At 57.9% G+C, this 24,249-nt stretch carries 19 protein-coding genes, 2 tRNA genes, 2 rRNA genes and 1 pseudogene; 14 read left to right on the top strand and 10 right to left on the bottom strand.

The annotated features are described in order from the left end of the window. The first annotated feature begins 53 nt into the window (after window positions 1-53). The gene (locus tag EAH74_RS14505) at window positions 54-785 is read left to right on the top strand and encodes an NAD(P)H-dependent oxidoreductase (RefSeq protein WP_140679389.1); all 732 of its coding nucleotides are present in this window, start codon (window positions 54-56) and stop codon (window positions 783-785) included. Here EAH74_RS14505 and EAH74_RS14510 read toward each other — a convergent pair. After that, window positions 782-1,261 (bottom strand): VOC family protein, encoded by a 480-nt coding sequence (locus EAH74_RS14510; RefSeq protein WP_140679391.1) that lies wholly within the window; start codon window positions 1,259-1,261, stop codon window positions 782-784. The two genes, EAH74_RS14505 and EAH74_RS14510, sit on opposite strands and share 4 nt — an antisense overlap. 156 nt (window positions 1,262-1,417) lie before the next feature. On the opposite strand from EAH74_RS14510, the gene EAH74_RS14515 reads away from it, so the two are divergent. Both EAH74_RS14515 and EAH74_RS14520 read left to right on the top strand, forming a co-directional pair. Continuing rightward, window positions 1,418-1,951, top strand: a complete 534-nt coding sequence (locus EAH74_RS14515) for a DinB family protein (RefSeq protein WP_140679392.1) — start codon at window positions 1,418-1,420, stop codon at window positions 1,949-1,951. Window positions 1,952-1,995: 44 nt separating this feature from the next. Further along, window positions 1,996-2,361 (top strand): hypothetical protein, encoded by a 366-nt coding sequence (locus EAH74_RS14520; protein WP_140679393.1) that lies wholly within the window; start codon window positions 1,996-1,998, stop codon window positions 2,359-2,361. A gap of 130 nt (window positions 2,362-2,491) precedes the next feature. Here the strand turns inward: EAH74_RS14520 and EAH74_RS14525 are convergent, their stop codons facing one another. Next, window positions 2,492-3,400, bottom strand: coding sequence for a LysR substrate-binding domain-containing protein (locus tag EAH74_RS14525; protein ID WP_140679395.1), 909 nt, complete (start codon window positions 3,398-3,400; stop codon window positions 2,492-2,494). A gap of 92 nt (window positions 3,401-3,492) precedes the next feature. Between EAH74_RS14525 and EAH74_RS14530 the strand changes: the two genes are divergently transcribed. Further along, a complete protein-coding gene (locus EAH74_RS14530) occupies window positions 3,493-4,470 on the top strand; it encodes a DMT family transporter (RefSeq protein WP_140679396.1) in 978 nt (325 codons plus the stop codon). 141 nt (window positions 4,471-4,611) lie between these two features. Here the strand turns inward: EAH74_RS14530 and EAH74_RS14535 are convergent, their stop codons facing one another. From EAH74_RS14535 to EAH74_RS14545, 3 genes are read right to left on the bottom strand one after another with little or no spacing between them, the layout of a single operon-like run. Beyond that, the gene (locus EAH74_RS14535) at window positions 4,612-6,381 is read right to left on the bottom strand and encodes a SulP family inorganic anion transporter (protein ID WP_140679397.1); all 1,770 of its coding nucleotides are present in this window, start codon (window positions 6,379-6,381) and stop codon (window positions 4,612-4,614) included. Window positions 6,382-6,430: 49 nt separating this feature from the next. Continuing rightward, window positions 6,431-7,252: a polyphosphate kinase 2 gene (gene ppk2, locus EAH74_RS14540; RefSeq protein ID WP_140679399.1), complete on the bottom strand. Its 822-nt coding sequence runs from the start codon at window positions 7,250-7,252 to the stop codon at window positions 6,431-6,433. Window positions 7,253-7,294: 42 nt separating this feature from the next. Continuing rightward, complete coding sequence (locus tag EAH74_RS14545) at window positions 7,295-7,957, bottom strand: hypothetical protein (protein ID WP_140679401.1); 663 nt, start codon at window positions 7,955-7,957, stop codon at window positions 7,295-7,297. 180 nt (window positions 7,958-8,137) lie between these two features. Between EAH74_RS14545 and EAH74_RS14550 the strand changes: the two genes are divergently transcribed. The 8 genes from EAH74_RS14550 (at window position 8,138) to EAH74_RS14585 (ending at window position 16,454) form a co-directional block, all read left to right on the top strand. After that, window positions 8,138-9,412, top strand: coding sequence for a flavohemoglobin expression-modulating QEGLA motif protein (locus EAH74_RS14550; RefSeq protein WP_140679403.1), 1,275 nt, complete (start codon window positions 8,138-8,140; stop codon window positions 9,410-9,412). A 160-nt stretch (window positions 9,413-9,572) separates the two neighbouring features. Next, a complete protein-coding gene (locus EAH74_RS14555) occupies window positions 9,573-10,883 on the top strand; it encodes a flavin-containing monooxygenase (RefSeq protein ID WP_140679405.1) in 1,311 nt (436 codons plus the stop codon). A 24-nt stretch (window positions 10,884-10,907) separates the two neighbouring features. Further along, window positions 10,908-11,324 (top strand): RidA family protein, encoded by a 417-nt coding sequence (locus EAH74_RS14560; protein ID WP_140679406.1) that lies wholly within the window; start codon window positions 10,908-10,910, stop codon window positions 11,322-11,324. Between the two features lie 156 nt (window positions 11,325-11,480). After that, window positions 11,481-12,158, top strand: coding sequence for a DUF1028 domain-containing protein (locus EAH74_RS14565; RefSeq protein ID WP_140679408.1), 678 nt, complete (start codon window positions 11,481-11,483; stop codon window positions 12,156-12,158). Then, a complete protein-coding gene (gene argE, locus EAH74_RS14570; protein ID WP_140679410.1) occupies window positions 12,155-13,303 on the top strand; it encodes an acetylornithine deacetylase in 1,149 nt (382 codons plus the stop codon). Before EAH74_RS14565 ends, argE begins: the two co-directional genes overlap by 4 nt. 357 nt (window positions 13,304-13,660) lie before the next feature. After that, window positions 13,661-15,076 (top strand): purine-cytosine permease family protein, encoded by a 1,416-nt coding sequence (locus tag EAH74_RS14575; protein WP_140679412.1) that lies wholly within the window; start codon window positions 13,661-13,663, stop codon window positions 15,074-15,076. Window positions 15,077-15,268: 192 nt separating this feature from the next. Next, complete coding sequence (locus EAH74_RS14580) at window positions 15,269-15,487, top strand: PLD nuclease N-terminal domain-containing protein (RefSeq protein WP_140679414.1); 219 nt, start codon at window positions 15,269-15,271, stop codon at window positions 15,485-15,487. 673 nt (window positions 15,488-16,160) lie between these two features. Then, window positions 16,161-16,454, top strand: a complete 294-nt coding sequence (locus EAH74_RS14585; RefSeq protein WP_140679449.1) for a fructose-bisphosphate aldolase — start codon at window positions 16,161-16,163, stop codon at window positions 16,452-16,454. Window positions 16,455-16,634: 180 nt separating this feature from the next. On the opposite strand, the gene EAH74_RS14590 is transcribed toward EAH74_RS14585, so the two are convergent. Beyond that, entirely contained in the window at window positions 16,635-17,204 is a 570-nt protein-coding gene (locus tag EAH74_RS14590) for a DJ-1/PfpI family protein (RefSeq protein ID WP_140679416.1), read from the bottom strand. Between the two features lie 406 nt (window positions 17,205-17,610). On the opposite strand from EAH74_RS14590, the gene EAH74_RS14595 reads away from it, so the two are divergent. Both EAH74_RS14595 and EAH74_RS33350 read left to right on the top strand, forming a co-directional pair. After that, a complete protein-coding gene (locus tag EAH74_RS14595) occupies window positions 17,611-19,647 on the top strand; it encodes a bifunctional DedA family/phosphatase PAP2 family protein (RefSeq protein ID WP_140679418.1) in 2,037 nt (678 codons plus the stop codon). Window positions 19,648-19,965: 318 nt separating this feature from the next. Continuing rightward, a pseudogene (locus EAH74_RS33350) lies at window positions 19,966-20,085 on the top strand (IS110 family transposase); the annotation flags it as partial. Between the two features lie 482 nt (window positions 20,086-20,567). Here the strand turns inward: EAH74_RS33350 and rrf are convergent. From rrf to EAH74_RS14625, 4 genes are all read right to left on the bottom strand, one after another. Then, window positions 20,568-20,683 (bottom strand): 5S ribosomal RNA (rrf, locus tag EAH74_RS14610). A gap of 173 nt (window positions 20,684-20,856) precedes the next feature. Then, window positions 20,857-23,575: ribosomal RNA gene (locus EAH74_RS14615) — 23S ribosomal RNA — on the bottom strand. A 367-nt stretch (window positions 23,576-23,942) separates the two neighbouring features. Then, window positions 23,943-24,018: transfer RNA gene (locus tag EAH74_RS14620), tRNA-Ala, on the bottom strand. Window positions 24,019-24,027: 9 nt separating this feature from the next. Then, window positions 24,028-24,104, bottom strand: a tRNA-Ile gene (locus tag EAH74_RS14625). Between the last annotated feature and the right edge of the window lie 145 nt (window positions 24,105-24,249).

The following is a 24,249-nucleotide window of genomic DNA, read 5'->3' on the forward strand; positions in this document are numbered from 1 at the left end:
GGCTGCGGGACTCTTCACGCTGAATCCCGTCGCCCAAACTTCAAGGAATCTCCATGAACGTGTTAATCGTGCATGCCCACCCCGAGCCAAAATCCTTCACCGCAGCGCTGCGCGACCAAGCGGTTGAGACGTTGCAATGCCAGGGACATCAGGTCCGGGTATCCGACCTGTACGAGATGAATTGGAACCCGGTGGCCAGTGCCGATGATTTCGCGGCCAGAGAAAACCCTGAGTACCTGGTCTACGCGCTTGAGCAGCGACGAAGCAGCAAAGAGCAAACGCTCGCCGCCGATATACAGCAAGAGCTGGACAAACTGTTGTGGGCGGACTTGCTGATTCTCAACTTCCCGATTTACTGGTTCTCGACACCGGCCATCCTCAAGGGCTGGATTGATCGCGTATTGGTGTCCGGCATCTGCTACGGCGGCAAACGCTTCTATGATCAAGGCGGCCTCAGCGGCAAGAAAGCACTGGTGACCGTGACGCTGGGCGGACGTGAACACATGTTCGGCGAGGGCGCCATCCATGGTCCGTTGGAGGACATGCTTCGCCCGCTTCTGCGCGGGACGCTGGCCTATGTCGGGCTGGAGGTGCTGAAGCCTTTTGTCGGCTGGCATGTCCCGTACATCAGTGCTGAAGCTCGACAGGCATTCCTGGTCAGCTATTGCCGACGGCTGGAGAACATCAATGAAGACAAGCCGATTGAATACCCACGCTTGAGCCAGTTCGATGATCGACTCTTTCCCCGACTTGACCTGGACGGTGCCCCAAGCAGCGTCAGCTAACCCTTAACTGCCGCTTCAATCCCAGCGATGTCGATCTTTCCCATTTCCATCATGGCGTCGAACGCGCGCTTGGCCGCTGCTTGATCAGGATTGGTTATCGCGGCGGTCAGAACGCGTGGTGTGATCTGCCATGACAACCCCCACTTGTCCTGACACCAGCCGCATACATTTTCCTGGCCGCCATTTCCGACAATCGCGTTCCACAAGCGATCCGTTTCGGCTTGGTCGTCGGTTGCAACCTGGAACGAAAAAGCCTGGTTGTGCTTGATTGACGAGCCCCCGTTCAGTCCGAGGCAAGGGATGCCCATCACCGTGAACTCGACCGTCAAGACATCGCCCTGCTTGCCTGCCGGATAGTCGCCAGGCGCGCGAAGGACAGCGCCCACAGCGCTATCGGGAAACGTCTCGGCGTAGAACGTCGCAGCGTCCAACGCGGTGCCGTCGTACCACAGACAAATCGTGTTTTTGCTGATCATCTTGGTTCTCCAGAATCGGAATGGGTCCGTGCATTTTAGCAGCGCATTCAGCGCCCGAGCCCCTGGTCTGCCGACTTCAGTAGCTGCTCCGCATTGGAGGCGATACCATCCCGGCCTCGCATGGAGTGTGCGAACACATACTCAAAGGATGAACACATGAGCCGCACCGACCACATTTGCCTGATGGCGACCTATAACAAATGGATGAACGCAAAGATCTATGGGGCAACCCGGTGCTTGTCCGATGATGAGCTCTCAGCCGATAGGAAAGCGTTCTTCAAGTCTATTCTTGGGACGCTAAACCACGTGGCGATCGGAGACACTGTGTGGCTAAAGCGATTCGCCAAGCATCCAGCGGACCACTCGGCACTGGAGCCGGTGAGGCAACTTTGCGATCCGGAAAGCCTCGACCAGTTGTTGTTCTCTACTATTCCAGAGCTCTCAGTGCATCGAGAGAGACTCGATCAGATAATCGTCGAATGGGCTCACTCTATTGCAGAGTCCGATCTAGACCACACTCTCCATTACGCCAGCATGAAAGGGGTAGTGTCCGATAAGGATTTTTACAGCCTGGTCATGCATTTTTTCAACCATCAAACCCATCACCGTGGTCAGGTTACAACGCTGCTTTCACAGGCGGGTATTGACATAGTTGATACAGATTTAGTCTTTCTCATTCCATCCCAATAATCGAAGACTGGAATGGAACATCTCGACTAAAGGACGCGACATTTATGGAAATTCCCTTTTCTCAAATCAGCGAGCGTTTGAACAATCGCCGATTTACGGTAGCGGACAACGCCCACGGGCTATCCGGTACAGACACAGTGTTTCATTACCATGTCGAGGAAAATGCCATTTCGGGCACTTACCAAGGCGGCCGGATCCGCATGGGTAATCAAGTCGGGCGCGCGACAGGCCCCGATACCATTGAGCTTCTTTATCAGTGTTTAACTACGGATGGCGAGATGCTTGCCGGCTGGTCGCGTGGCACGGTAGGCGTCGATCACGCAGGACGTACCACTCTGACCTTCGTATGGGGTTGGTTGTCGGGCGCGACGGGAGGCGGGGAGTCGAGCTACGTCGAGCTGGTCGCGTAGCAGTTAAGGATTTTTTGATAATTGCGCGTCCATCTGTGCAGTAGCAACTCGCAAATCTCACTCGCCCGCTGCGTCGGCAGGCGCGTGAGGACGTCCTTTACCCAGCGTCAAAAATAGCGGAATCGAGCTGTCAGCTTTCACTACTTAATTCCTCTGCAAGCCATTCAATCAACGCGCTCACCTCAGTCCGGTCTTCCCCGCCCCGCTGTCTAAAAACTGATATCGCATCGGGTAGAGGGACACTTTCTGCGCAAGGTCTCACCAGCGCACCGCTATCAATAAGCCTGCCGGCGGTTCGGCGCCACCCCATTGCAATGCCATGCCCTTCAACGGCGGCCTGGAGCATTAAGGGGTAACTATCAAACACGGAGCCCTGAGGATAACCCTCCAATGTCTGCCCAAACGCCTGCAGCCAGGTATCCCATTCCATCAAGTGAGGCGGCGTGGCGCGATGGTGTAAAAGCGTGTGGAGGCGAAGATCGCTAATCCCGAGTGACTGTCGGGCAGTCAGGTAATGGGGACTGCACACTGGAAACACTTCATCGGCGGCGGTGAACGCCAAAACATGCAAGCCGCTGGGGCGTCCGGTGCTTTGTAAGGCCACGTCGAAATGGTCATTGAATTCAGTCAACGGTCTGGTGGATGTCGCGACCTGAATCTCGATTTCCGGGTGTAGCTGGTGGAACGTCGAAAGGCGCGGCATTAACCAATAGAACGCTTCGCACAACTGGCACAGTAAAACGACACGGTTTTTGCGAGGCGATTGACGAAGGGCGACGGCATTGTCGCTGATACTTTGCAACGCGGCACTCACCACGCGCCCTAGCTCACGCCCCTCCTCCGTCAGGAAGACTGCGCGGTTGCGGCGGCAAAAAAGCTTCAGTCCCAGGTTATCTTCGAGCCCGCGGATCTGGCGGCTAATCGCCGCTTGCGTGATGTGCAATTCATCGGCGGCCCTTGAAAAACTTTCCAGTCGAGCAGCCGCTTCAAAGGGCAGCAAACTGGAAAGCGGCGGCAATGACTTCCCAAGCGTATTCATAATCAGAGGTTATGCATCCAAGACCGAGAACTCGTTTGTAGCATACCTCTGAGGCTGTGCAACATGAGCTGAATACCTCGCGGATACGCCTGATGACCACTGCTCACTCAAACATCATCACCGGAGTGACCCTTGCCGTGGTCGCGACCCTGAGCTGGGCCCTGAACTTCGTGGCGCCCTACGTCACTGGCGCCTACAGCATCTACGACTTGATGGCCGTCCGGTTTCTGATCGCCGGCGTGCTGGGTGTGGGTGTCGTCGTGCTCTGTCGCGGCCAGCTACGGTTCCTGCGTCGCGATCAGCAGTTTCTCGCCGCAGGTCTGGGGGTGATCGGATACCTCGGGTACAGCACCTGTATTGCCGCAGGTGTCATTTTTGGCGGACCCGTACTGACTCCAGCGTTTATCGGCATGGTGCCGGTCTTGCTGGCACTGCTCAGCAACGCCGCGAAAAAAACGCTTCCATGGCGCAGACTGACGATACCGCTGACGTTTTTGACGGGTGGGCTTTTGCTGTCGAACATCAGCAGTATCAATCAACCCATGGCAGGCGACGAGTCGTGGCTGATGGGGTTGGTTTTTTCAATCAGCGCCGTTGTCTTGTGGCTCGCATTCAGCTTGCTGAATCAGAGAGCCCTGGGAAAACTCCCGGCCAATGCGTCAGGTCTCTGGACAGGCCTCATGATGGCGGGCGCCGGAATGGGCACTTTGTGCTTGTTACCGGTGGTGCAGGCGCTCGACCTTCTCAAGCTGCCAACCTTGGGTTTCGGTGTTTCCCTTGCAGGACATTTGTACCTCTGGGGCCTCGTTATTGCGGTGATGTCTTCACTCGTCGGGGCCTGGGCGTGGAACGCAGCGTCCCGTCGTCTTCCCATGGTGCTTTGCGGGCAACTCATATCCCTTGAATCGCTGTTCGCCACACTACTCGGCTTGTTGTTTCATAGCCGGCTGCCAACACCTCTGGAAGCGTCAGGTCTTGCTACCGTTCTCGTCGGGGTGGTTATGGCTGTTCGTATCATCCTGGCTTCCAGTGAATCTATATCCAACAAGAGCGCCTTTTCAATCCCGTAGATACGTCGGCCGGCCATGCTGTCAAAACCTTTCGGGCACCTTGAAGGTAGAAAACCCCAAGCGTTCACCTAAGCTCTAAGGGGAGATTTGCGTATCTGGACAACGCTGAGAAAGACCGTCGCTGAATGACGCCAATGCCACTCAGCGCGCCCTGTCCACCGGATGGATCACGAGGTAGCTGTCGACGGCATCGTCGATGGTTGGAAAGAACGCTGTTTCGCCAAACCGTGCGAAAAGCCCGAATCGCTTCAGCTTGTCCTTCACCGGGTCCTTCATCTCGGCCACGCACAACTTGATGCCCGCCGCGTGCAAGGTGTCGTCCAGTTCAGCCAACACGTCGGCAGAGGTCACGTCCACACTGGTGACCGGTTCTGCCGCAACGACCAACCAGCGCACGGGCGTAGGCGATGTCGCCACTGCGTCGATCACTCGCTCATTGAACAGTTCGGCGTTGGCGAAAAACAACGGTGCATCCCAGCGAAACAGCACCAGGCCGGGTATAAGGTGCGCGTCGGGATAGCGCTGGATGTCGTGGTAACCCTTGATGCCATCGACTCGCCCCAGTACCGCGGAATACGGCCGCCAGCCATCCCACAGAAATTCGATGACGGCGATCACGATGGCCAGCCCGATGCCCTCGATCGCACCGAACACGGCCACACCGACGGTGCAGACGATCGACAACCAGAACTCCCAGCGCTGGATGCGATAAATGCGTCGCAGGTCGGCCACTTCAAACAGGCCGATGGCCGACGCGATGACCACCGCTGCCAATGCGCTGTTGGGCAAATTCTGCAACAGGTTCGGCGCCACCATCAGCAGCAGGGCAACAGCCAACGCGCCGACAACGCCGGTCAACTGGGTTTTGGCGCCTGCGGCTTCAGCCACGGGGGTACGTGAAGAACTGCTGCTGATGGGAAAACCCTGGAAAAATCCAGCCGCCAGATTGGCAAAACCGAGCCCTGCCATCTCCTGGTTCGGATCGACATAGGTACGGGTCCGCGCGGCATAGACACGCGAGAGCACGCTGGTGTCGGCGAACGACACCAGGGCGACGGCGCAACCGCCGATGAGCACGGGGACAATATCGGCGCGGGAGAGCCAAGGGATGGCGAACGCCGGTAAACCTTGCGGAAGAGAGCCCAGGACCGACACCCCGGCGCGCGAGCCAAGGTCCAGCACACCGACGGCGACAGTCGCGCCGACCACCGCGATCAAGATGCTCGGCACGCGCTTGTAGTCCTTGAGCAGCAGGATCACGACCAAGGTGGCAGCGCCGATCATGAACGCGGTCCAGTTGGTCTTTCCTTCCATCACCGCGGTGGCGATGGCCCATATGTTTCTCAGCGGGCCATCGGACTGAATCGAAAAACCGAAAACCTTGGGTAATTGGCTGATCAATACGGTCAGCGCAATGCCGTTCATGTACCCGTAGCGGATCGGTTTGGACAACAACTCGGTAATGAAACCCAAACGCATGATGCCGGCCAGGATGCACACGGTGCCTGAAACGATCGCCATCATGCCCGCCAGGGCGACGGCGCGATGCGGGTCGCCGCCCGACAGGGGCAGGACGACAGCCAGGATAACGGCGGCCAGTGAGGAATCCGGGCCCAGCACCAGAATCCGGCTAGGCCCGAACAATGCGTAAGCGAGTAGCGGAACGATGGTCGCGTAGAGGCCATAGATGCCGGGTACACCCGATGCCACGGCGTAGGCGATGCCGACGGGCACCAACATCGTGGTGAGCACCAGCCCGGCCAGGATGTCGTGACGCAACCAGGCAACCTGGTACCCGCGCAGCGTGCGAAGCCCGGGAAGCCAGCGGCCCAAACCGGTTTCGTCGCCGGTATTGCGGCGTGCAATCCGGCCCGCTTCGGGGACGGGAGGCGAAGAATCCGAATCGCTCATAGAGCTGTGGCCTAAAGGTGTACAGGGCAGATTCGCTTACACGCGCCCGTCAGAATTTTTCGGGCACTCGCTGGTGCGGATAATCCGGGTCGCGATAGCCGCCTGGTTTCTGCCGTTTGGGCAAGATCACCTTCTCATGTGCGACCTTCTTGTACGGGATGCGGCTGAGCAAATCGGTGATGATGTTAAGACGCGCCCGCCGCTTGTCGTTCGAGTTGGCCACCAGCCACGGGGCATGTTCGGTGTCGCTCGCCTTGAACATGTCGTCACGCGCGCGTGAATAGTCATACCAGCGGCTGTATGACTTGAGATCCATGGGGGTCAGTTTCCAGATTTTGCGTCCATCCTTGATACGTGCCTGAAGCCGGCGGGTCTGCTCCTCTTCGCTGACTTCCAGCCAATATTTGAGCAGGATAACGCCCGAATCGACGATCGCGCGCTCTACAAGGGGGATGGCCCTCAGGAAGCCGGTAACCTGCTCTTTGGTGCAGAACCCCATCACGCGCTCGACACCCGCCCGGTTGTACCAACTGCGATCGAAGATCACCACTTCGCCGGCGGCGGGCAGGTGCGGCAGGTAACGCTGCACATACATCTGGCTTTTTTCTCGATCAGTCGGCGCCGGTAGCGCTATCACCCGAAAGACACGCGGGCTGACGCGTTCGGTGAGCGCCTTGATCGTCCCGCCCTTGCCAGCGCCATCGCGCCCCTCGAAGACGATGCAGACCTTGATGCCCTTGGCTTTTACCCACTCCTGCAACTTGACCAGTTCGACGTGCAGGCCGCGCAGTTGCTCAAGATAATCCTTGTTTTTCAGTTTTGGGCTTTCAGCAGATTTACGCTTAAGGGCTTTTTTCTTGTCCTTTGCCATGATCGAGACCTCACCAATAAACAGCGTAGGGTTGCTATCGGCTCATCCGCCGAGCGCGATGATCGCGGTGATCAGTACAGCGCCGGTGACTGCCATTGCAAGACCGCCTTGCCACGGTTTTGCGCCGGCGTACTTCGAGAGCATCCAACCGGCGATGAACAGCACTCCGAGTCCGACCAGGTTAGACAGCCGTACGGCGAGCGCCGTCTGGTCGAGCAATAGAAACGGCACGACAAGCGGGAATGTCGAGAGCACTACCAACAGAAAAACGCCGACAGCGCCCCTGAAATCATCCCAACCGAGGCGCGGCGGTACCGGCATGGATGAATACTCGACCAGGCGGCGACGCAACGATTCCAGCTCTTCAGGGCCGGCCGCTGCGGCGAGACGCGGGGGTAACGCCTCGGCAATGAGCGCTTGCCCGGCGGCTGCATCGGTCGCATCGCGCAGGTTGGTGCGAAGCGTACGGTTGCGCGTGCGCTCGATCAGGGTTCGCAGCAAGTACATCACGGCGTCCGCGAGGCCCCAGGCGAGGTTGCACCCCAGCGCAGCGATCATCATCGTCCGTTCCGCCTCCTGGCCAGACGTCGCCACGCTGATCGTCCCAGTGAAGGTCATTGCCATGAGCAGGCCGAAGATGACCTCCGTGACACGGTCGACCGGATCAAGTACACGGGCCCGCTTTTGCTCTCCAGTGCTTTGCATGCGCTCATCCTCGCCACGGCTGCGTCAGCGTGGTCCTCATTTTCAGCCGTGCCTGGATGGCCAAGACACTGCATCCAGAAGTGCACAGAAAAGCTTAGTTCAGACTTCGCCTGTCACAACGCGACGTATCGACAACGACTAAACTTTTGCCATTGAACCTTGTTTCCCAAGGAGATCTCTGTGAGCGCCGCGCCCCTGTCCGAACTCGATGCCGCCCTGCCTGGCCTGGCCCGCAAGATCCGCGTGCTGGAGGCCCTGTCCTGGCCGGATGGGGTCGAGGAAGTATTCCTGACACGTTGGCGTGCCGGGCAGGCAGAACTGCCCAAGGTCGAGTTGCGCCCGCGCGACCACAGCGCCGACATCGCCGCCCTCGAAGCCTTTATCGGCCGCTGCGATGAGGGCCATCCGGCCGGGCGCCACCTCGCCATGACGGCGCGCAGCTATGCCACGGCCGGACACATGCTCGGTGCCATCGGCACACCCGCCTTTACACAGTATTCGTCAGCGCTGTACCGGCGCCCGGACTTCTACTACACACGCCTGAAACTGAGCATGCTGGACGCGGCCCAATTCTTCCTCAAGACCACCGACGCCCTTCTGGGCGGTGCGCGGATTCCACCGAGCCCGGCCAACATCCCGGCCGAGGCCTTCGCCGCCTGGATGCAGCCGGAACTCGACCGCTTCTTCGGACCGGGCCGGATCACCGTCGTGCTCGACCCGACCCTGGCCGCCAAGGCCATCGCCGGGGCCAGTCGCATCCGCCTGCGCGCCAGCGCCCTGTTCTCGGAACTGGACAAGAACCAGCTGTTGCAGCATGAGGCCTTCGTGCATGTCGCCACCGCACAAAACGGCGCACTCCAACCTAACCTGAAAAGCCTGGGCCTGGGGGCGCCACGCACGACCCAGACTCAGGAGGGCATCGCCACCCTGGCCGAGCTGTTCACCGGCAGCATGGACATCAACCGCCTGCGCCGCCTCGCCCTGCGCGTGCTCGCGGTCCAGCAGGCGCTGGAGGGTGCTGACTTCATCCAGGTATTCGAAGGTTTTCTGGCGGCGGGTCAGTCGCAAGAAGAGTCCTTCCGCTCGACCCAGCGGGTGTTCCGCGGCGCCGACCTGCGCGGCGGTTCGGCGTTCACCAAGGATGCCGCCTACCTGACCGGTTTGCTCGGCGTGCATACCCTGTTGCGCATCGCGATCCGCGACAACCGGCCAGAACTGGTGGGCCATTTGTTCGCCGGGCGCCTCAGTCTGGGCGATACCGTTCGCCTGGCCCCGCTCTTCGAGTCCGGCTGGCTACAGGGGCCGCTCCATGTCCCGGCCTGGGCCTGCGACCTGCGTCTGCTCGCCGCTAACCTGGCGTTCTCCGCGTTTATTTCCCGAATCAAGCTGGATGTACTCGATCTGGAGGTGCTCATGGCCTTCGCCGATGAGCATGAAGCCGATGCCAGCGCCTAGCGTTTAAAGGGAGAGCCACCGAACCAAACGCTCTGCATCAGTTATTTATACTCAAATGCCAGCTTAATAATATTTTACCGATACCAGGGTGATCCCTAGTCTTGACCCCAAGAAATGGCAGGCCGTTACCGACCTAAATCCAACTTCGAAGGGTATAGAGATGACCACTGAAAAAATAAAAACAGATACGCTGATTGTTGGCGCCGGTCAGGCTGGCGTGGCCATGAGTGAACACTTGAGCAAACTCGGCGTGCCGCACCTGGTGCTGGAGCGCAACCGTATCGCCGAGCGCTGGCGCACCGGGCGCTGGGATTCGCTGGTGGCCAACGGTCCGGCCTGGCACGACCGTTTTCCCGGCCTCGATTTCGACGATCTCAGCCCCGACGACTTTGCCCCGAAAGAACGCGTCGCCGACTACTTCGAAGCCTACGCCAGGAAATTCAACGCCCCGATCCGCACCGGCGTGGACGTGCTGAAGGTTGAGCGCAATGTCGGTCGCCCGGGCTTCACCATTGAAACCTCTGAAGGCGTGATCGAGGCCAACCGCGTGGTGGCCGCCACCGGGCCTTTCCAGCGTCCGGTTATCCCGCCGATTGCACCGAAAGATCAGCCATTCACCCAAATCCACTCGGCCGAATACCGCAACCCGGCGCAGTTGCCCGAGGGTGCAGTGCTGGTCGTCGGCGCCGGTTCGTCGGGCGTGCAAATCGCTGATGAACTGCAGCGGGCCGGCAAGAAGGTTTATCTCTCGGTCGGCGCCCACGACCGCCCTCCTCGCGCCTATCGCAACCGTGATTTCTGCTGGTGGTTGGGTGTGCTGGGTGAATGGGATCAGGTCGCCATGAAACCCGGTCGGGAACACGTCACCATCGCGGTGAGCGGTGCACACGGCGGCCGCACCGTGGACTTCCGCGGGCTGGCCCATCGCGGCATGACGCTGGTGGGTTTGACCCAATCGTTCAGCGGCGGCGTAGCGACTTTTCAACCGAACCTTGCCGAGAACCTGGCGCGCGGCGACGAGAACTATCTGGCGCTGCTCAATGCCGCCGATGCCTACATCGAGCGCAATGGCCTGGACCTGCCGGAAGAACCTGAAGCGCGCATTACCTTTTCCGATCCGGAATGCGTGACTCACCCGATCCTTGAGCTCGACCTGGTCAAGGCCGGCGTGACCTCGATCATCTGGGCCACCGGTTTTGCCACGGATTACAGCTGGCTCAAGGTTGATGCCTTCGACGACAACGGCAAGCCGGCGCATCAGCGCGGCGTGTCGAGCGAGCCGGGCGTGTATTTCCTCGGCCTGCCGTGGCAGTCCCGCCGTGGGTCTTCGTTCATCTGGGGCGTTTGGCATGACGCCAAGTACGTGGCTGATCACATCGCCATCCAGCGTTCCTACCTCGACTACCACGACGCCGCGCAACGCGAGGCTGAAACTGTCCCGGCCGCCCATAAAACCACTGTCAGTGCTTGAGCCATTTTTCTTCAGGAGCTTCAAATGTCCACGCCAACCCATACCCGTATTCGCATGTTCAACACCAAAGAAACCTACCCGAACCAGAGCCTGGACAATGACCTTTGCCAAGCCGTCCGGGCCGGCAACACCGTTTACGTTCGCGGTCAGGTCGGCACCGATTTCGAAGGCAACCTGGTGGGTCTCGGCGACCCGCGAGCGCAAACCGAGCAAGCCATGCGCAACGTCAAACAGTTGCTGGAAGAAGCCGGCAGCGACCTCAGCCACATCGTGAAAACCACCACCTACCTGATCGACCCGCGTTACCGCGAGCCGGTGTATCAGGAAGTGGGCAAGTGGCTCAAAGGGGTGTTCCCGATCTCGACCGGGTTGGTGGTGGCGGCGTTGGGGCAGCCGCAGTGGTTGATGGAGATTGATGTGATTGCGGTGATTCCTGAGTAGACCGAGTCACGGCCATCGCGAGCAAGCTCGCTCCCACATTTGATCTGCGTCGTACACAAAACTGTGGCCACTGAAGATCTCCTGTGGGAGCGAGCTTGCTCGCGAAGGCGCCCGCACAGACGACCCTTTTGCCAAGGCAATACAAGGAGCAAAACCATGACCTTCTCCATCGCCGCCCGTTGCCCCGAAACCGGTCAGTTCGGCATTGCGATCAGTTCCTCAAGCATCGCCGTCGGCGCCCGCTGCCCCTGGCTGCTGCCGGGTGTCGGCGCCGTTTCTACGCAAAACATCACCCTGCCATCGCTCGGCCCGGAAACCCTCGCCCTCATGGAACAAGGCCTTGCACCGGCCGAGGCGTTGGACAAAGTCCTGACCCGCAACGGCTACAGCCAATATCGCCAGATAACAGCGATTGACCACCTCGGCCGCACCGCGCATTTCAGCGGTGCGCAAACCCTGGGCAATCACAACGCCGTGTCCGGCGATCAATGCGTGGCTGCCGGCAACATGCTGGCGGACCGATCAGTGATCGAGGCCATGGTCGAGGCGTTCGAGCATGGTGAAGGCCAACTGACCGACCGCCTGCTCGCGGCCATGAAAGCGGCCATCGCCGCGGGCGGCGAAGCCGGGCCGGTGCATTCGGCGGCGGTGGTGGTGGTCGGCGAATTGACTTGGCCGATCATCAACCTGCGGGTGGATTGGGCGGATCACGACCCGATCGGCCAGCTTGAGAAACTCTGGGACGCCTATCGCCCACAGGTCCAGGACTACATCGACCGCGCCCTGGCCCCTGACAAATCCCCCGGCTACGGTGTCGCCGGAGACGACCGATGAGCAACAGCCTCGATTTGCTGAAAACGTTGGTGGCCTTCGACACCACGAGCCGCGAATCAAACCTGCACCTTATCGAGTTCGTCCGCGACTACCTCGAACGCTTCGACGTGCCTTGCGAGCTGGTCTACAACGAGCAGCGCAGCAAGGCCAACCTGTTCGCAACAATTGGCCCGGCGGACCGGCCGGGCATCGTGCTGTCGGGGCACACCGACGTGGTGCCCGTCGACGGCCAGCCGTGGACCGTTGCGCCGTTCGAACTCACCGAGCGCGACGGCAAGCTGTACGGTCGCGGCACGGCGGATATGAAAGGCTACATCGCCTGCGTACTGGCCCTGGTTCCGTCACTGGTAAAGGCCACGCTGCGCCTGCCGGTACACATTGCGCTGTCCTACGATGAGGAAGTCGGTTGCCTCGGTGTGCGTTCGTTGCTGTCGGAATTGGAAAAGCGCCCGGTCAAACCGATGCTCTGCATCATTGGTGAACCGACCGAACTCAAACCGGTGCTGGGCCATAAAGGCAAACTGGCGATGCGCTGCGACATTCACGGCGAAGCCTGCCATTCGGCGTACGCCCCACTCGGGGTCAACGCCATTGAATACGCCGCCGAACTGATCGGTGAACTGGGACGGATCGGCAACCGACTCAAAGCGCCCGAGCACCACGACACGCGATTCGATCCGCCCTTCAGCACGGTGCAAACCGGCGTGATTTCCGGCGGCAAGGCCTTGAACATCGTCCCCGCCGATTGCCGCTTCGACTTTGAAATCCGCGCCCTGCCCTCGCATGATCCAAGCCACGTTGCGCAGGAGCTTAAGGCCTACGCCGAACAGCAGGTATTGCCGCGCATGCGTGCGGTGAGTGAACAGAGCGAGATTCGATTTAGCGAGTTGTCGGCGTATCCCGGACTGGCGACCGATGCGCACAGCGAAGCGGCTGAGTTGATTGCTGCGTTCTGCGGCTCCCGAGAGTTCGGCACCGTAGCCTTCGGAACCGAGGGAGGCCTATTCGACGCCGCTGGAATTCCCACCGTCGTCTGCGGCCCCGGCAGCATGGACCAAGGCCATAAACCGGACGAATTCGTCAGCCTCGAACAACTCACCGCCTGCGACGCCATGCTGCAACGAATGCTGCTATCGATCAGCTGAATCACAAAGATCCAGAACACCCAAAAACCCCTGTGGGAGCGAGCCTGCTCGCGATGAGGCCATGTCAGCCAATATCAATGCAGCTGACCCACCGCTTTCGCGAGCAGGCTCGCTCCCACAGGTTTTGTGCCCATCCAACGACTGGTATTCAACCCCGTCTGCGCCCGCGCGGACGCCGTAAAACCAGCAATCACACCCTCCCCACACGACATACATTTTTTAGCGTCTATACCCACAAACTTACTAATTTATCTCTCACTCCCCACCGCACATCATCAACTCCAACAAGAAAAGCGTCGCCTCCGCGCGGCGCTCACCGAAGTACGTCCACGTACTCAAATTGCCTTGGAGTCCGTCATGGTTACCGCAGCAACAACCTCCGCCCCGCTCATCGAAAAACACACCATCGGCTACGTGCCGCCCGAAGATCGCCACGGAAAAACCCGCGACCTGTTCACGCTCTGGTTCGGCGGCAACATCGCGCCGTTGCCCATCGTCACCGGCGCCCTCGGCGTGCAAATGTTCCACCTGAACCTGGTGTGGGGCATCGTCGCCATCCTCGTCGGCCATCTGGTCGGCGGCGTACTGATGGCCCTGCACTCGGCGCAAGGCCCGCAGATGGGCATCCCGCAAATGATCCAGAGCCGCGCCCAGTTCGGCTCCCTCGGCGCACTGCTGGTGGTGCTGATCGCCGGCATCATGTACATCGGCTTCTTCGCCTCCAACATCGTCCTCGCCGGCAAATCCCTGCACGGCGTGGTCGACAGCGTGCCGGTGCCCGTCGGCATCGTCATCGGCGCCCTCGGTTCCGGCATCATCGGCATCATCGGCTACCGCTTCATCCACGTGCTCAACCGCATCGGCACCTGGGTGCTCGGCGCCGGCATCGTGCTGGGCTTCGGCTACATCTTCACCCACGTGCAGACCGCCGACTTCCTCACCCGCGGCAGCTTCAACATCTCCGGCTGGCTCGCCACCGTTTCCCTGGCCGCGCTCTGGCAGATCGCCTTCGCGCCCTACGTCTCCGACTACTCGCGCTACCTGCCCGCCAACGTGCCCGTGGCCGCAACGTTCTGGACCACTTACCTGGGCACCGTGCTCGGCTCCAGCCTCTCGTTCATCTTCGGCGCCGTCGCCGTCCTCGCCACACCCGTGGGCATGGACACCATGGACGCCGTCAAACTCGCCACCGGTTCCATCGGCCTATTGATGCTCGTGCTGTTCCTGCTCAGCGTCATCAGCCACAACGCCCTCAACCTCTACGGCGCCGTACTGTCGCTCATTACCCTGATCCAAACCTTCGCCTACCGCTGGATCCCCACCGCCAAAAGCCGCGCCGTCCTCTCGATCATCGTCCTCGCCGCCTGCTGCTTCGCCGCCGTCGGCGCCTCCGCCAACTTCATCGGCCACTTCGTCGACATGGTGCTGGTGCTGCTCGTGGTACTGGTGCCGTGGACCGCGATCAACCTGATCGACTTCTATGCGATTCACAAAGGTCAGTACGACATCGGTTCGATCTTCAAGGTCGATGGCGGGATCTATGGCCGGTACAACCCGCAGGCGCTGTTGGCCTACGCGATTGGCATCGTGGTGCAAATCCCCTTCATGAACACGCCACTCTACGTCGGCCCCATCTCCGAACACATCAACGGCGCGGACCTGTCCTGGCTAGTCGGCCTGCTCATCACCTCGCCGCTCTACTACTGGCTAGCCAACCGCGACACCGCCTACAAACGCCGCCTCTCAACCGGCAAACTCGCCAACTCAATCTAACTAACCCCCAAATCCCCTGTGGGAGCGAGCCTGCTCGCGAAGAGTCTCTGACAGTCAACCTCCATGTCGACTGTCACACCTCTCGCGAGCAAACCCGTTTTCGCTTTGCCCGCCATCCCACAAAACCCCGAAATTTAATGAACCCCGCCCACACCCGCTCACCTAACTGAATGACTATCAGGAGGGTGACTCATGCAAACTGAAACGATCTGGATCGTACTCACAGCAATTCTTTTGCTCATCGAGTTATGGGCAATCAACAGAGTGCGCAAAGCCGAAGGCAAATCGAGCAACAAACTCTTGTGGATAGTGGTGATCGTGTTCGTGCCGCTGATTGGGGTGGTGGCATGGGCATTGGCTGGGCCGAAACACACCGAACACAACCCGCATTCGCCGCAGGCTGGACAATGATGTCGGAGGCTCTGCGGTAAGAATTTGGGAAGTGCGCAAACTCAATCAACAAAGCCCCAAAGATTCGGGGCTTTGTTGTTTCCAGGCATTCGATCAGCGTAAAAGCCACCGAAAGCCAAAATCTTCTAACCTTCCGATCCGAAAATCTTGTAGGAAACCACCCTCTGTGGCGAGGGAGCTTGCTCCCGCTGAGCGGCGAAGCCGACCCAAACCCTGCCGATCAGTTAAACAACACCCAGCCCCTGTAGCAGCTGGCGAAGCCTGCGTTCGGCTGCGCAGCAGCCGCAAACCCGCCACACAAGGTCCACCTGACACTAAACAACCTCTGATTCCCGACTGCTTCTCAGCCGAATACAGGTTCCGCCATCAACCACAAAACCCGAATTTACGTCCTACACCCCCGTTTGCAGCCACCAAAATCGACGCCTATATTCGACCCGTCGCTGACCGCAGTTAGCGATAGGGTTTCGCAGCCCTGAAGAAGACGACACACCGCTAAATGACAACTGTGGCAAACTTTGCCGCAGTTACGTTTTATGGCGGCTGTGTGTGGGAGATCCTCGGATCTGCCGGTTTCGTCTCTTCTCCGGTCTGCGAACCCGCACATAGCTGCCACCCATTTGTTTCGCAGCAGAAAGGTGGCGCTTCATTTTCCTTTGAAGAGTTCAACCTTATGCCTATGAACAATCCGCCCCGCCGCTTCACCCCCATGTCCCAATTCGCCACCGACTACCCCGTCCTACTCATCGACAGCGACGCCCCACTCCGCGAACTCCACAACTGCGTCAGCGAACGCCTCAGCGCCGTCCTCAAATACCTCAACCTCATGGCCTGCACCAGCCTCCCCGACTACGCCGAAAACGACATCAACACCGTCACCAACATCGCCAGGATCATGGTCCAGGATGTGAGCGATGTTTTTCGGGTGATTGAGCAGCGTGGGTTTGATACCTCCAAAGGCCAGTGACCGAATTTCAACCCAAAAAAAACCCGCGTTGACGCGGGTTTTTTTATTACTTGATCATGTGCGGTAGTTCCAGCTTTTGATCTGGGGTGCTGGATTCAGAGGATTGTGACAGGCGACAATCGGCCATGAGCGGCCACTCGAACACATCACCTGGATCAGCTGTTTTGTAGGGCGAAGCGGTCACCGATGTTCCGCTGCCAACATTGACCTGAACTGACAAATGATCTCTGAAGATAGCCCGGCACCTTCGAACACTGCGCAGGTGAAGCTAACGGGTGCAGGGCCTGGAGCAGTTATGATGCGGTCTGCAACCACAGCTACCGGACTGTTTCGATAAAGCGTGCGCCCTTCATAACCTACGGCATTCTGTTTTAAGAAGTCAGCGCTGTTCGAGGTATGAGGAACCGTGTCGAGAAGCCCGGCCCTAGCAAGTGCCAGCGTTCCCCCACAGATACCGGCAATTGTCGCTCCATTTGAACGACTAGCATGAAGAAAGCCTCGAATATCCGGTGCTTCTGCACTTTCCCAGACCATTCCTCCAATGACGACAACAACGTCCGGTTTCCAGTCCAGGCATTGTTGCAAACTGCTATCGACAGTTACAGCCAATCCACCCTGCGAGCGGAACTGACCCGTAGCAGAAGCGAAAAACCTGACGTCGATCCCGTAAAACGGGGACGCAGTTCCAGCAATGAAAGCATATTCCCAGTCCGCAAAACCGGGTGTCAGTATCAATCCCACACGTGCCATCAGTCAGAATCCTCCATGAATACCAATAACATTTGGCGACAACAAACATACATCAAGGGTTGCTTTGGGTCGATTGAAGCCCCTTGCGACAGGCAGCGATCGGCCCAGGCTGTGTAAAAACGTTTTTCAGCGCGACAGGTACTCAAAACCAGACTGGAAATCGCGCGTCTACGCAAAATCCACATCTGCTGATGTGCCGATAAATTTCAGATTTAACGTAGATGCGCACACTTCAATTTTGGCGACGCGTTTTTACACACTCTGGGCCAAAAGCAGCCGGTGGATGGAGCGATAGCAAATGAGTGGCTATGCTTAGTCTGTTGCGGAAACTGATTGTGCAGCCGGGAATTGCAGACACGCGCGTCGATCGCCTCATCACTGATATTCTATAGGCAGCCCGCGAAATATGACGTCCTTGGTCTCATCGATCATCGAGTTCCTGACGGCGCACCCGCATGTCGCCTATCTGGCGGTGTTTCTCCTGGCACTTTCCGAGTCAATCCCGATCATCGGTGTCGTCGTTCCCGGCACAGCCGTGATCCTCGCGCTCAGCACTTTGGTGCCCAGCGGTGTATTAGTGCTCTGGCCATTGCTGCTCGCCGCCACGTCAGGCGCCATCGCTGGTGATGGTCTTTCGTTCTGGCTCGGGCACCGATACCACCGCGAGATTCTTGGCCTCTGGCCGCTGAACCGGCACCCCGAACTGATTCAGCGCAGCGAAGCCTTTTTCACCCGTCACGGCGACAAGAGTGTCTTTCTAGCGCGCTTCACTCCGGGCGTCCGCGCCTTCGTTCCGCTCCTCGCCGGCATGCTGGGAATGGCGGTCAGTCGGTTCTATGCCGTCAATGTCGCGTCGGCGCTCGCCTGGGCTCCGTCGCATATCCTGCCCGGTGTGCTCGTCGGCGCGACGTTCAGCATTCTCGGTGCGGCCGCAAAGCCGCTCGCGATTTTGCTGGTCGTTCTGGTCGCGGCGGGCTGGGCGGTCCTGCAAATCGTGCACTGGACGTTGCGTCACGGCATCCCCTACCTCATCGTCAGAGTGGAGCGACTAAGGGGCTGGGCCGGCACCCACGACACCTGGTTGAGCCGGCGACTCACCAGCTTGCTCGATCCTTCACGGCCCGAAGCGCGGGCTCTCGCACTACCGACTGTCCTTCTCGTCGGTACAGCCTGGCTTTTCTTCGGTGTCCTTGAAGACGTCGTGAGCGGTGACCCGTTGCTGCTCGCAGACAGCGCGATATACCGCGCCCTCCAGGATCTACGCACAACGCCAGGCGATGCGGTGATGATCGCCATCACAGAACTCGGTGACACCAAGGTCGTGGTGGCGGTCACGATTGCTGTCTTGCTATGGCTCATGTGGAAACGCGCCTGGCGTACAGCAGCCTATTGGCTGGTGGCAATCGCCGGCGCTTCGGTGTTCAACATTGTCATCAAAGTAGCGTTGTATCGAACTCGCCCTGGAGAGCTTCTCTATTCCGGGTGGAGTGCCTTTTCCTTCCCCAGCGGCCATAGCACGGTCAATGTCGTGCTATACGGTTTCCTCGCCTTTCTCATTGCGCGTGATATCCGTCCGGCACAGCGTCTCGCGGTCGCTCTTGGCGCAGCCACCCTGATATTTTTGATTGCATTCTCGCGCCTCTACCTCGGTGCGCATTGGCTTTCCGACGTGCTCGGGGGACTGGCATTCGGGTCCGCGTGGCTGGCGCTACTCAGCCTGTTCTACCTGCGGCGGCAGGCCGAGCGCATTGGGTCAGGAGGGCTGCTCGCCCTCGGATGTGCGGCACTTATCCTTGCCGGCGGCTTCAATATCTATCGCAGCCATGCGACGGACAGCGGTCGTTATGTCGTCAAGGTGGGGACGCCGACCATGGCCGCCACCGATTGGTGGGCGTCGGATTGGCAGCAACTGCCGGCGCGGCGTATCGATCTCACTGGCGAGACGAATGAGCCGCTGACGTTCCAGTGGGCCGGTGGCTTGCAGGACCTGCAAGATGTCCTGCAATGGAACGAGTGGCGCGCCTCGGCGGCCTGGACACCGTGGAATGCCCTGAATTGGCTTACCGCCCAGGCCGACCCTGCCGATCTTCCGGTCATTCCGCTTTTTGCCAGTGGTCGCCTTCCCAGTCTGACTCTCGTTCGACCGTATAGCGATGGTGCACCTGCCGGTTCGCGCCTCGTGCTTCGATTGTGGGTCGTCGATTTCGAGCTCACAAACGGGCGAACTGCACCGCTGTGGATTGGCTCGGTTGTCGAGGAGCGTTTCTATCATCCCCTATCCCTCGTCACGTTGACGTCGACACAGCCTGATGCGAATGCACCTCGGAGCACGCTAGCAGCCGTTCTTGACGGTGGGCGGCTCCTTTCTCGGACCGAAGGAACGACAGATGCGGATTGGGATGGGCAGGTCCTGTTAGCTCGCCACGTAGAGAAACAGAAATGAATGACCGTTTAGGGTCGATTACTGCCAGCCGTAAAGCGCAGAAAACGACCCAGGCTGTGTGAAAACACACTTGATACGTTCAACGCTGAGATTTTTTGGATTGCCTGCGAAGTCGGTAGCAGGAAGTAAAGATTGGTCCGTGCGGCCAACATCGGCGCTCATATGGCTGTTGGGGCCGCGTCAGCGGTCCCAACAGCCACTTACCGACGATCCAGCGGCATGATCACGCCCTGATCGCTTTAAGCAATCCCAAGATGCCAAAGATGCTCATCATTCGTTTGAGGTTGTAGGCGAGCACATGAAGGCTCATTTCGGTACTTAGCCGAGCGATCGCATCCCAATGTGGCCGCTATTGCGCTGGCCAACAAAACTGCACGCATGGCTTGGGCGATGCTGCGTCACGGCACTGATTACCAACCGAATCAGGCAGCGGCCTGATCTATTTACCCGACGTGTTCTACGAGAGAAACAACTCTTCACCACGATTGCGAAGCAACCTGAACGATGGCAAACCGGTCGAACCGGCGTCGGCAAAACCCTCGAATGTCCAAGTGCGAAAAGCACGAAAAAGCGATCGGGAGCCGGCGCGCGAATAGCCCATCATGGCCCTGCATCGAAACGATGCCGTATTTAGAGGCCGAATATACGTGTGCAGTTGGCACGGGAGCCAAGGCAAAGGGGCTTGCAATGAGGAGGAGTCCATATACGGACATCGGGTGTCTACAGATTTAGGGGCGAATCAGTCGGCCATAATCTCGCCACGCGGGTAAGGGCCCGTGATTATCGATGGGAAGACGGGCAAGGAGCAATCAACAGCTGGCGCAAAACCCAGCGGGTACTCCGTACCAGTCTCCGGATGCTTTTTTCGAGGACAAACAAAACCCCTACCTGTATGCGCAGATAGGGGTTTCGGAATTTAATCTTGACGATGACCTACTCTCACATGGGGAAACCCCACACTACCATCGGCGATGCATCGTTTCACTACTGAGTTCGGGATGGGATCAGGTGGTTCCAATGCTCTATGGTCGTCAAGAAATTCGGTAGCCAGGTCGTTTACCTTGCGGTTCACGCTCCAGCGAATGGGTATGTGATAGATCTCGGTGTTTTGTGAGTCTTTCGAACTTTCGGTTTGTTTCGTCTTCACACACCGCAATCTGGTGCTCTTTCGCTTTTCAGCTCGAAGCAAACAAATTGCTTGGGTGTTATATGGTCAAGCCTCACGGGCAATTAGTATTGGTTAGCTCAACGCCTCACAGCGCTTACACACCCAACCTATCAACGTCGTAGTCTTCGACGGCCCTTCAGGGGACTCAAGGTCCCAGTGAGATCTCATCTTGAGGCTAGTTTCCCGCTTAGATGCTTTCAGCGGTTATCTATTCCGAACATAGCTACCCGGCAATGCCACTGGCGTGACAACCGGAACACCAGAGGTTCGTCCACTCCGGTCCTCTCGTACTAGGAGCAGCCCCTCTCAAATCTCAAACGGTTATCCCCGGAGTACCTTTTATCCGTTGAGCGATGGCCCTTCCATACAGAACCACCGGATCACTAAGACCTACTTTCGTACCTGCTCGACGTGTCTGTCTCGCAGTCAAGCGCGCTTTTGCCTTTATACTCTACGACCGATTTCCGACCGGTCTGAGCGCACCTTCGTACTCCTCCGTTACTCTTTAGGAGGAGACCGCCCCAGTCAAACTACCCACCATACACTGTCCTCGATCCGGATAACGGACCTGAGTTAGAACCTCAAAGTTGCCAGGGTGGTATTTCAAGGTTGGCTCCACGCGAACTGGCGTCCACGCTTCAAAGCCTCCCACCTATCCTACACAAGCAAATTCAAAGTCCAGTGCAAAGCTATAGTAAAGGTTCACGGGGTCTTTCCGTCTAGCCGCGGATACACTGCATCTTCACAGCGATTTCAATTTCACTGAGTCTCGGGTGGAGACAGCGCCGCCATCGTTACGCCATTCGTGCAGGTCGGAACTTACCCGACAAGGAATTTCGCTACCTTAGGACCGTTATAGTTACGGCCGCCGTTTACCGGGGCTTCGATCAAGAGCTTCGCGTTAGCTAACCCCATCAATTAACCTTCCGGCACCGGGCAGGCGTCACACCCTATACGTCCACTTTCGTGTTTGCAGAGTGCTGTGTTTTTAATAAACAGTCGCAGCGGCCTGGTATCTTCGACCGGCATGGGCTTACGCAGTAAATGCTTCACCCTCACCGGCGCACCTTCTCCCGAAGTTACGGTGCCATTTTGCCTAGTTCCTTCACCCGAGTTCTCTCAAGCGCCTTGGTATTCTCTACCCAACCACCTGTGTCGGTTTGGGGTACGGTTCCTGGTTACCTGAAGCTTAGAAGCTTTTCTTGGAAGCATGGCATCAACCACTTCGTCACCCAAAGGGTAACTCGTCATCAGCTCTCGGCCTTAGAATCCCGGATTTACCTAAGATTCCAGCCTACCACCTTAAACTTGGACAACCAACGCCAAGCTGGCCTAGCCTTCTCCGTCCCTCCATCGCAATAACCAGAAGTACAGGAATATTAACCTGTTTTCCATCGACTACGCTTTTCAGCCTCGCCTTAGGGACCGACTAACCCTGCGTCGATTAACGTTGCGCAGGAAACCTTGGTCTTTCGGCGTGGGTGTTTTTCACACCCATTGTCGTTACTCATGTCAGCATTCGCACTTCTGATACCTCCAGCAAGCTTCTCAACTCACCTTCACAGGCTTACAGAACGCTCCTCTACCGCATCACCTAAGTGATACCCGTAGCTTCGGTGTATGGTTTGAGCCCCGTTACATCTTCCGCGCAGGCCGACTCGACTAGTGAGCTATTACGCTTTCTTTAAAGGGTGGCTGCTTCTAAGCCAACCTCCTAGCTGTCTAAGCCTTCCCACATCGTTTCCCACTTAACCATAACTTTGGGACCTTAGCTGACGGTCTGGGTTGTTTCCCTTTTCACGACGGACGTTAGCACCCGCCGTGTGTCTCCCATGCTCGGCACTTGTAGGTATTCGGAGTTTGCATCGGTTTGGTAAGTCGGGATGACCCCCTAGCCGAAACAGTGCTCTACCCCCTACAGTGATACATGAGGCGCTACCTAAATAGCTTTCGAGGAGAACCAGCTATCTCCGAGCTTGATTAGCCTTTCACTCCGATCCACAGGTCATCCGCTAACTTTTCAACGGTAGTCGGTTCGGTCCTCCAGTTAGTGTTACCCAACCTTCAACCTGCCCATGGATAGATCGCCCGGTTTCGGGTCTATTCCCAGCGACTAGACGCCCTATTAAGACTCGCTTTCGCTACGCCTCCCCTATTCGGTTAAGCTCGCCACTGAAAATAAGTCGCTGACCCATTATACAAAAGGTACGCAGTCACCCAACAAAGTGGGCTCCCACTGCTTGTACGCATACGGTTTCAGGATCTATTTCACTCCCCTCTCCGGGGTTCTTTTCGCCTTTCCCTCACGGTACTAGTTCACTATCGGTCAGTCAGTAGTATTTAGCCTTGGAGGATGGTCCCCCCATATTCAGACAAAGTTTCTCGTGCTCCGTCCTACTCGATTTCATGACTAAGAGATTTTCGCGTACAGGGCTATCACCCACTATGGCCGYACTTTCCAGARCGTTCCGCTAATCTCAAAGCCACTTAAGGGCTAGTCCCCGTTCGCTCGCCACTACTAAGGGAATCTCGGTTGATTTCTTTTCCTCAGGGTACTTAGATGTTTCAGTTCCCCTGGTTCGCCTCTTAAGCCTATGTATTCAGCTTAAGATAACCATCTTATGATGGCTGGGTTCCCCCATTCAGACATCTCCGGATCAAAGTCTGTTTGCCGACTCCCCGAAGCTTTTCGCAGGCTACCACGTCTTTCATCGCCTCTGACTGCCAAGGCATCCACCGTATGCGCTTCTTCACTTGACCATNCCCCCATTCAGACATCTCCGGATCAAAGTCTGTTTGCCGACTCCCCGAAGCTTTTCGCAGGCTACCACGTCTTTCATCGCCTCTGACTGCCAAGGCATCCACCGTATGCGCTTCTTCACTTGACCATATAACCCCAAGCAATCTGGTTATACTGTGAAGACGACATTCGCCGAAAATTCGATTCTTGCTCATAACGAGCAACTCACAAATTTTACCTTAGCCTGATCCGTTACCAGTGAAAGTAACGTCCAGTCTATCTTTCTATCACATACCCAAATTTTTAAAGAACGATCTAATCAAAGACTAGAAATCAATATTCACAGCGGAATATTCATTTCTAAACTCTAACAGCAGAAGCAGTTAATGGTGGAGCCAAACGGGATCGAACCGTTGACCTCCTGCGTGCAAGGCAGGCGCTCTCCCAGCTGAGCTATGGCCCCATACAAAATTGGTGGGTCTGGGCAGATTCGAACTGCCGACCTCACCCTTATCAGGGGTGCGCTCTAACCAACTGAGCTACAGACCCAATTTCGAGCGCGTAACTGTTAGCGTTGAGCTATCAGCTTGGAGCTTAAAGCTGCTTCTATCGTCTTCTTCAATGAATCAAGCAATTCGTGTGGGAGCTTATGGAGCAGCTGATGTCGTCGATTAAGGAGGTGATCCAGCCGCAG

The sequence above is a fragment of the Pseudomonas mandelii genome, from assembly GCF_006438925.1.
GTDB classification, from domain to species: Bacteria; Pseudomonadota; Gammaproteobacteria; order Pseudomonadales; family Pseudomonadaceae; genus Aquipseudomonas; species Aquipseudomonas mandelii_C.

What these genes read in the sequence shown, in the direction of transcription:
- EAH74_RS14505 (WP_140679389.1), top strand. Translation starts at nt 54, where the DNA reads ATGAACGTGTTAATCGTGCATGCCCACCCCGAGCCAAAATCCTTCACC.
- EAH74_RS14510 (WP_140679391.1), bottom strand. Translation starts at nt 1,261, where the DNA reads ATGATCAGCAAAAACACGATTTGTCTGTGGTACGACGGCACCGCGTTG.
- EAH74_RS14515 (WP_140679392.1), top strand. Translation starts at nt 1,418, where the DNA reads ATGAGCCGCACCGACCACATTTGCCTGATGGCGACCTATAACAAATGG.
- EAH74_RS14520 (WP_140679393.1), top strand. Translation starts at nt 1,996, where the DNA reads ATGGAAATTCCCTTTTCTCAAATCAGCGAGCGTTTGAACAATCGCCGA.
- EAH74_RS14525 (WP_140679395.1), bottom strand. Translation starts at nt 3,400, where the DNA reads ATGAATACGCTTGGGAAGTCATTGCCGCCGCTTTCCAGTTTGCTGCCC.
- EAH74_RS14530 (WP_140679396.1), top strand. Translation starts at nt 3,493, where the DNA reads ATGACCACTGCTCACTCAAACATCATCACCGGAGTGACCCTTGCCGTG.
- EAH74_RS14535 (WP_140679397.1), bottom strand. Translation starts at nt 6,381, where the DNA reads ATGAGCGATTCGGATTCTTCGCCTCCCGTCCCCGAAGCGGGCCGGATT.
- ppk2 (WP_140679399.1), bottom strand. Translation starts at nt 7,252, where the DNA reads ATGGCAAAGGACAAGAAAAAAGCCCTTAAGCGTAAATCTGCTGAAAGC.
- EAH74_RS14545 (WP_140679401.1), bottom strand. Translation starts at nt 7,957, where the DNA reads ATGCAAAGCACTGGAGAGCAAAAGCGGGCCCGTGTACTTGATCCGGTC.
- EAH74_RS14555 (WP_140679405.1), top strand. Translation starts at nt 9,573, where the DNA reads ATGACCACTGAAAAAATAAAAACAGATACGCTGATTGTTGGCGCCGGT.
- EAH74_RS14560 (WP_140679406.1), top strand. Translation starts at nt 10,908, where the DNA reads ATGTCCACGCCAACCCATACCCGTATTCGCATGTTCAACACCAAAGAA.
- EAH74_RS14565 (WP_140679408.1), top strand. Translation starts at nt 11,481, where the DNA reads ATGACCTTCTCCATCGCCGCCCGTTGCCCCGAAACCGGTCAGTTCGGC.
- argE (WP_140679410.1), top strand. Translation starts at nt 12,155, where the DNA reads ATGAGCAACAGCCTCGATTTGCTGAAAACGTTGGTGGCCTTCGACACC.
- EAH74_RS14575 (WP_140679412.1), top strand. Translation starts at nt 13,661, where the DNA reads ATGGTTACCGCAGCAACAACCTCCGCCCCGCTCATCGAAAAACACACC.
- EAH74_RS14580 (WP_140679414.1), top strand. Translation starts at nt 15,269, where the DNA reads ATGCAAACTGAAACGATCTGGATCGTACTCACAGCAATTCTTTTGCTC.
- EAH74_RS14585 (WP_140679449.1), top strand. Translation starts at nt 16,161, where the DNA reads ATGCCTATGAACAATCCGCCCCGCCGCTTCACCCCCATGTCCCAATTC.
- EAH74_RS14590 (WP_140679416.1), bottom strand. Translation starts at nt 17,204, where the DNA reads ATGGCACGTGTGGGATTGATACTGACACCCGGTTTTGCGGACTGGGAA.
- EAH74_RS14595 (WP_140679418.1), top strand. Translation starts at nt 17,611, where the DNA reads ATGACGTCCTTGGTCTCATCGATCATCGAGTTCCTGACGGCGCACCCG.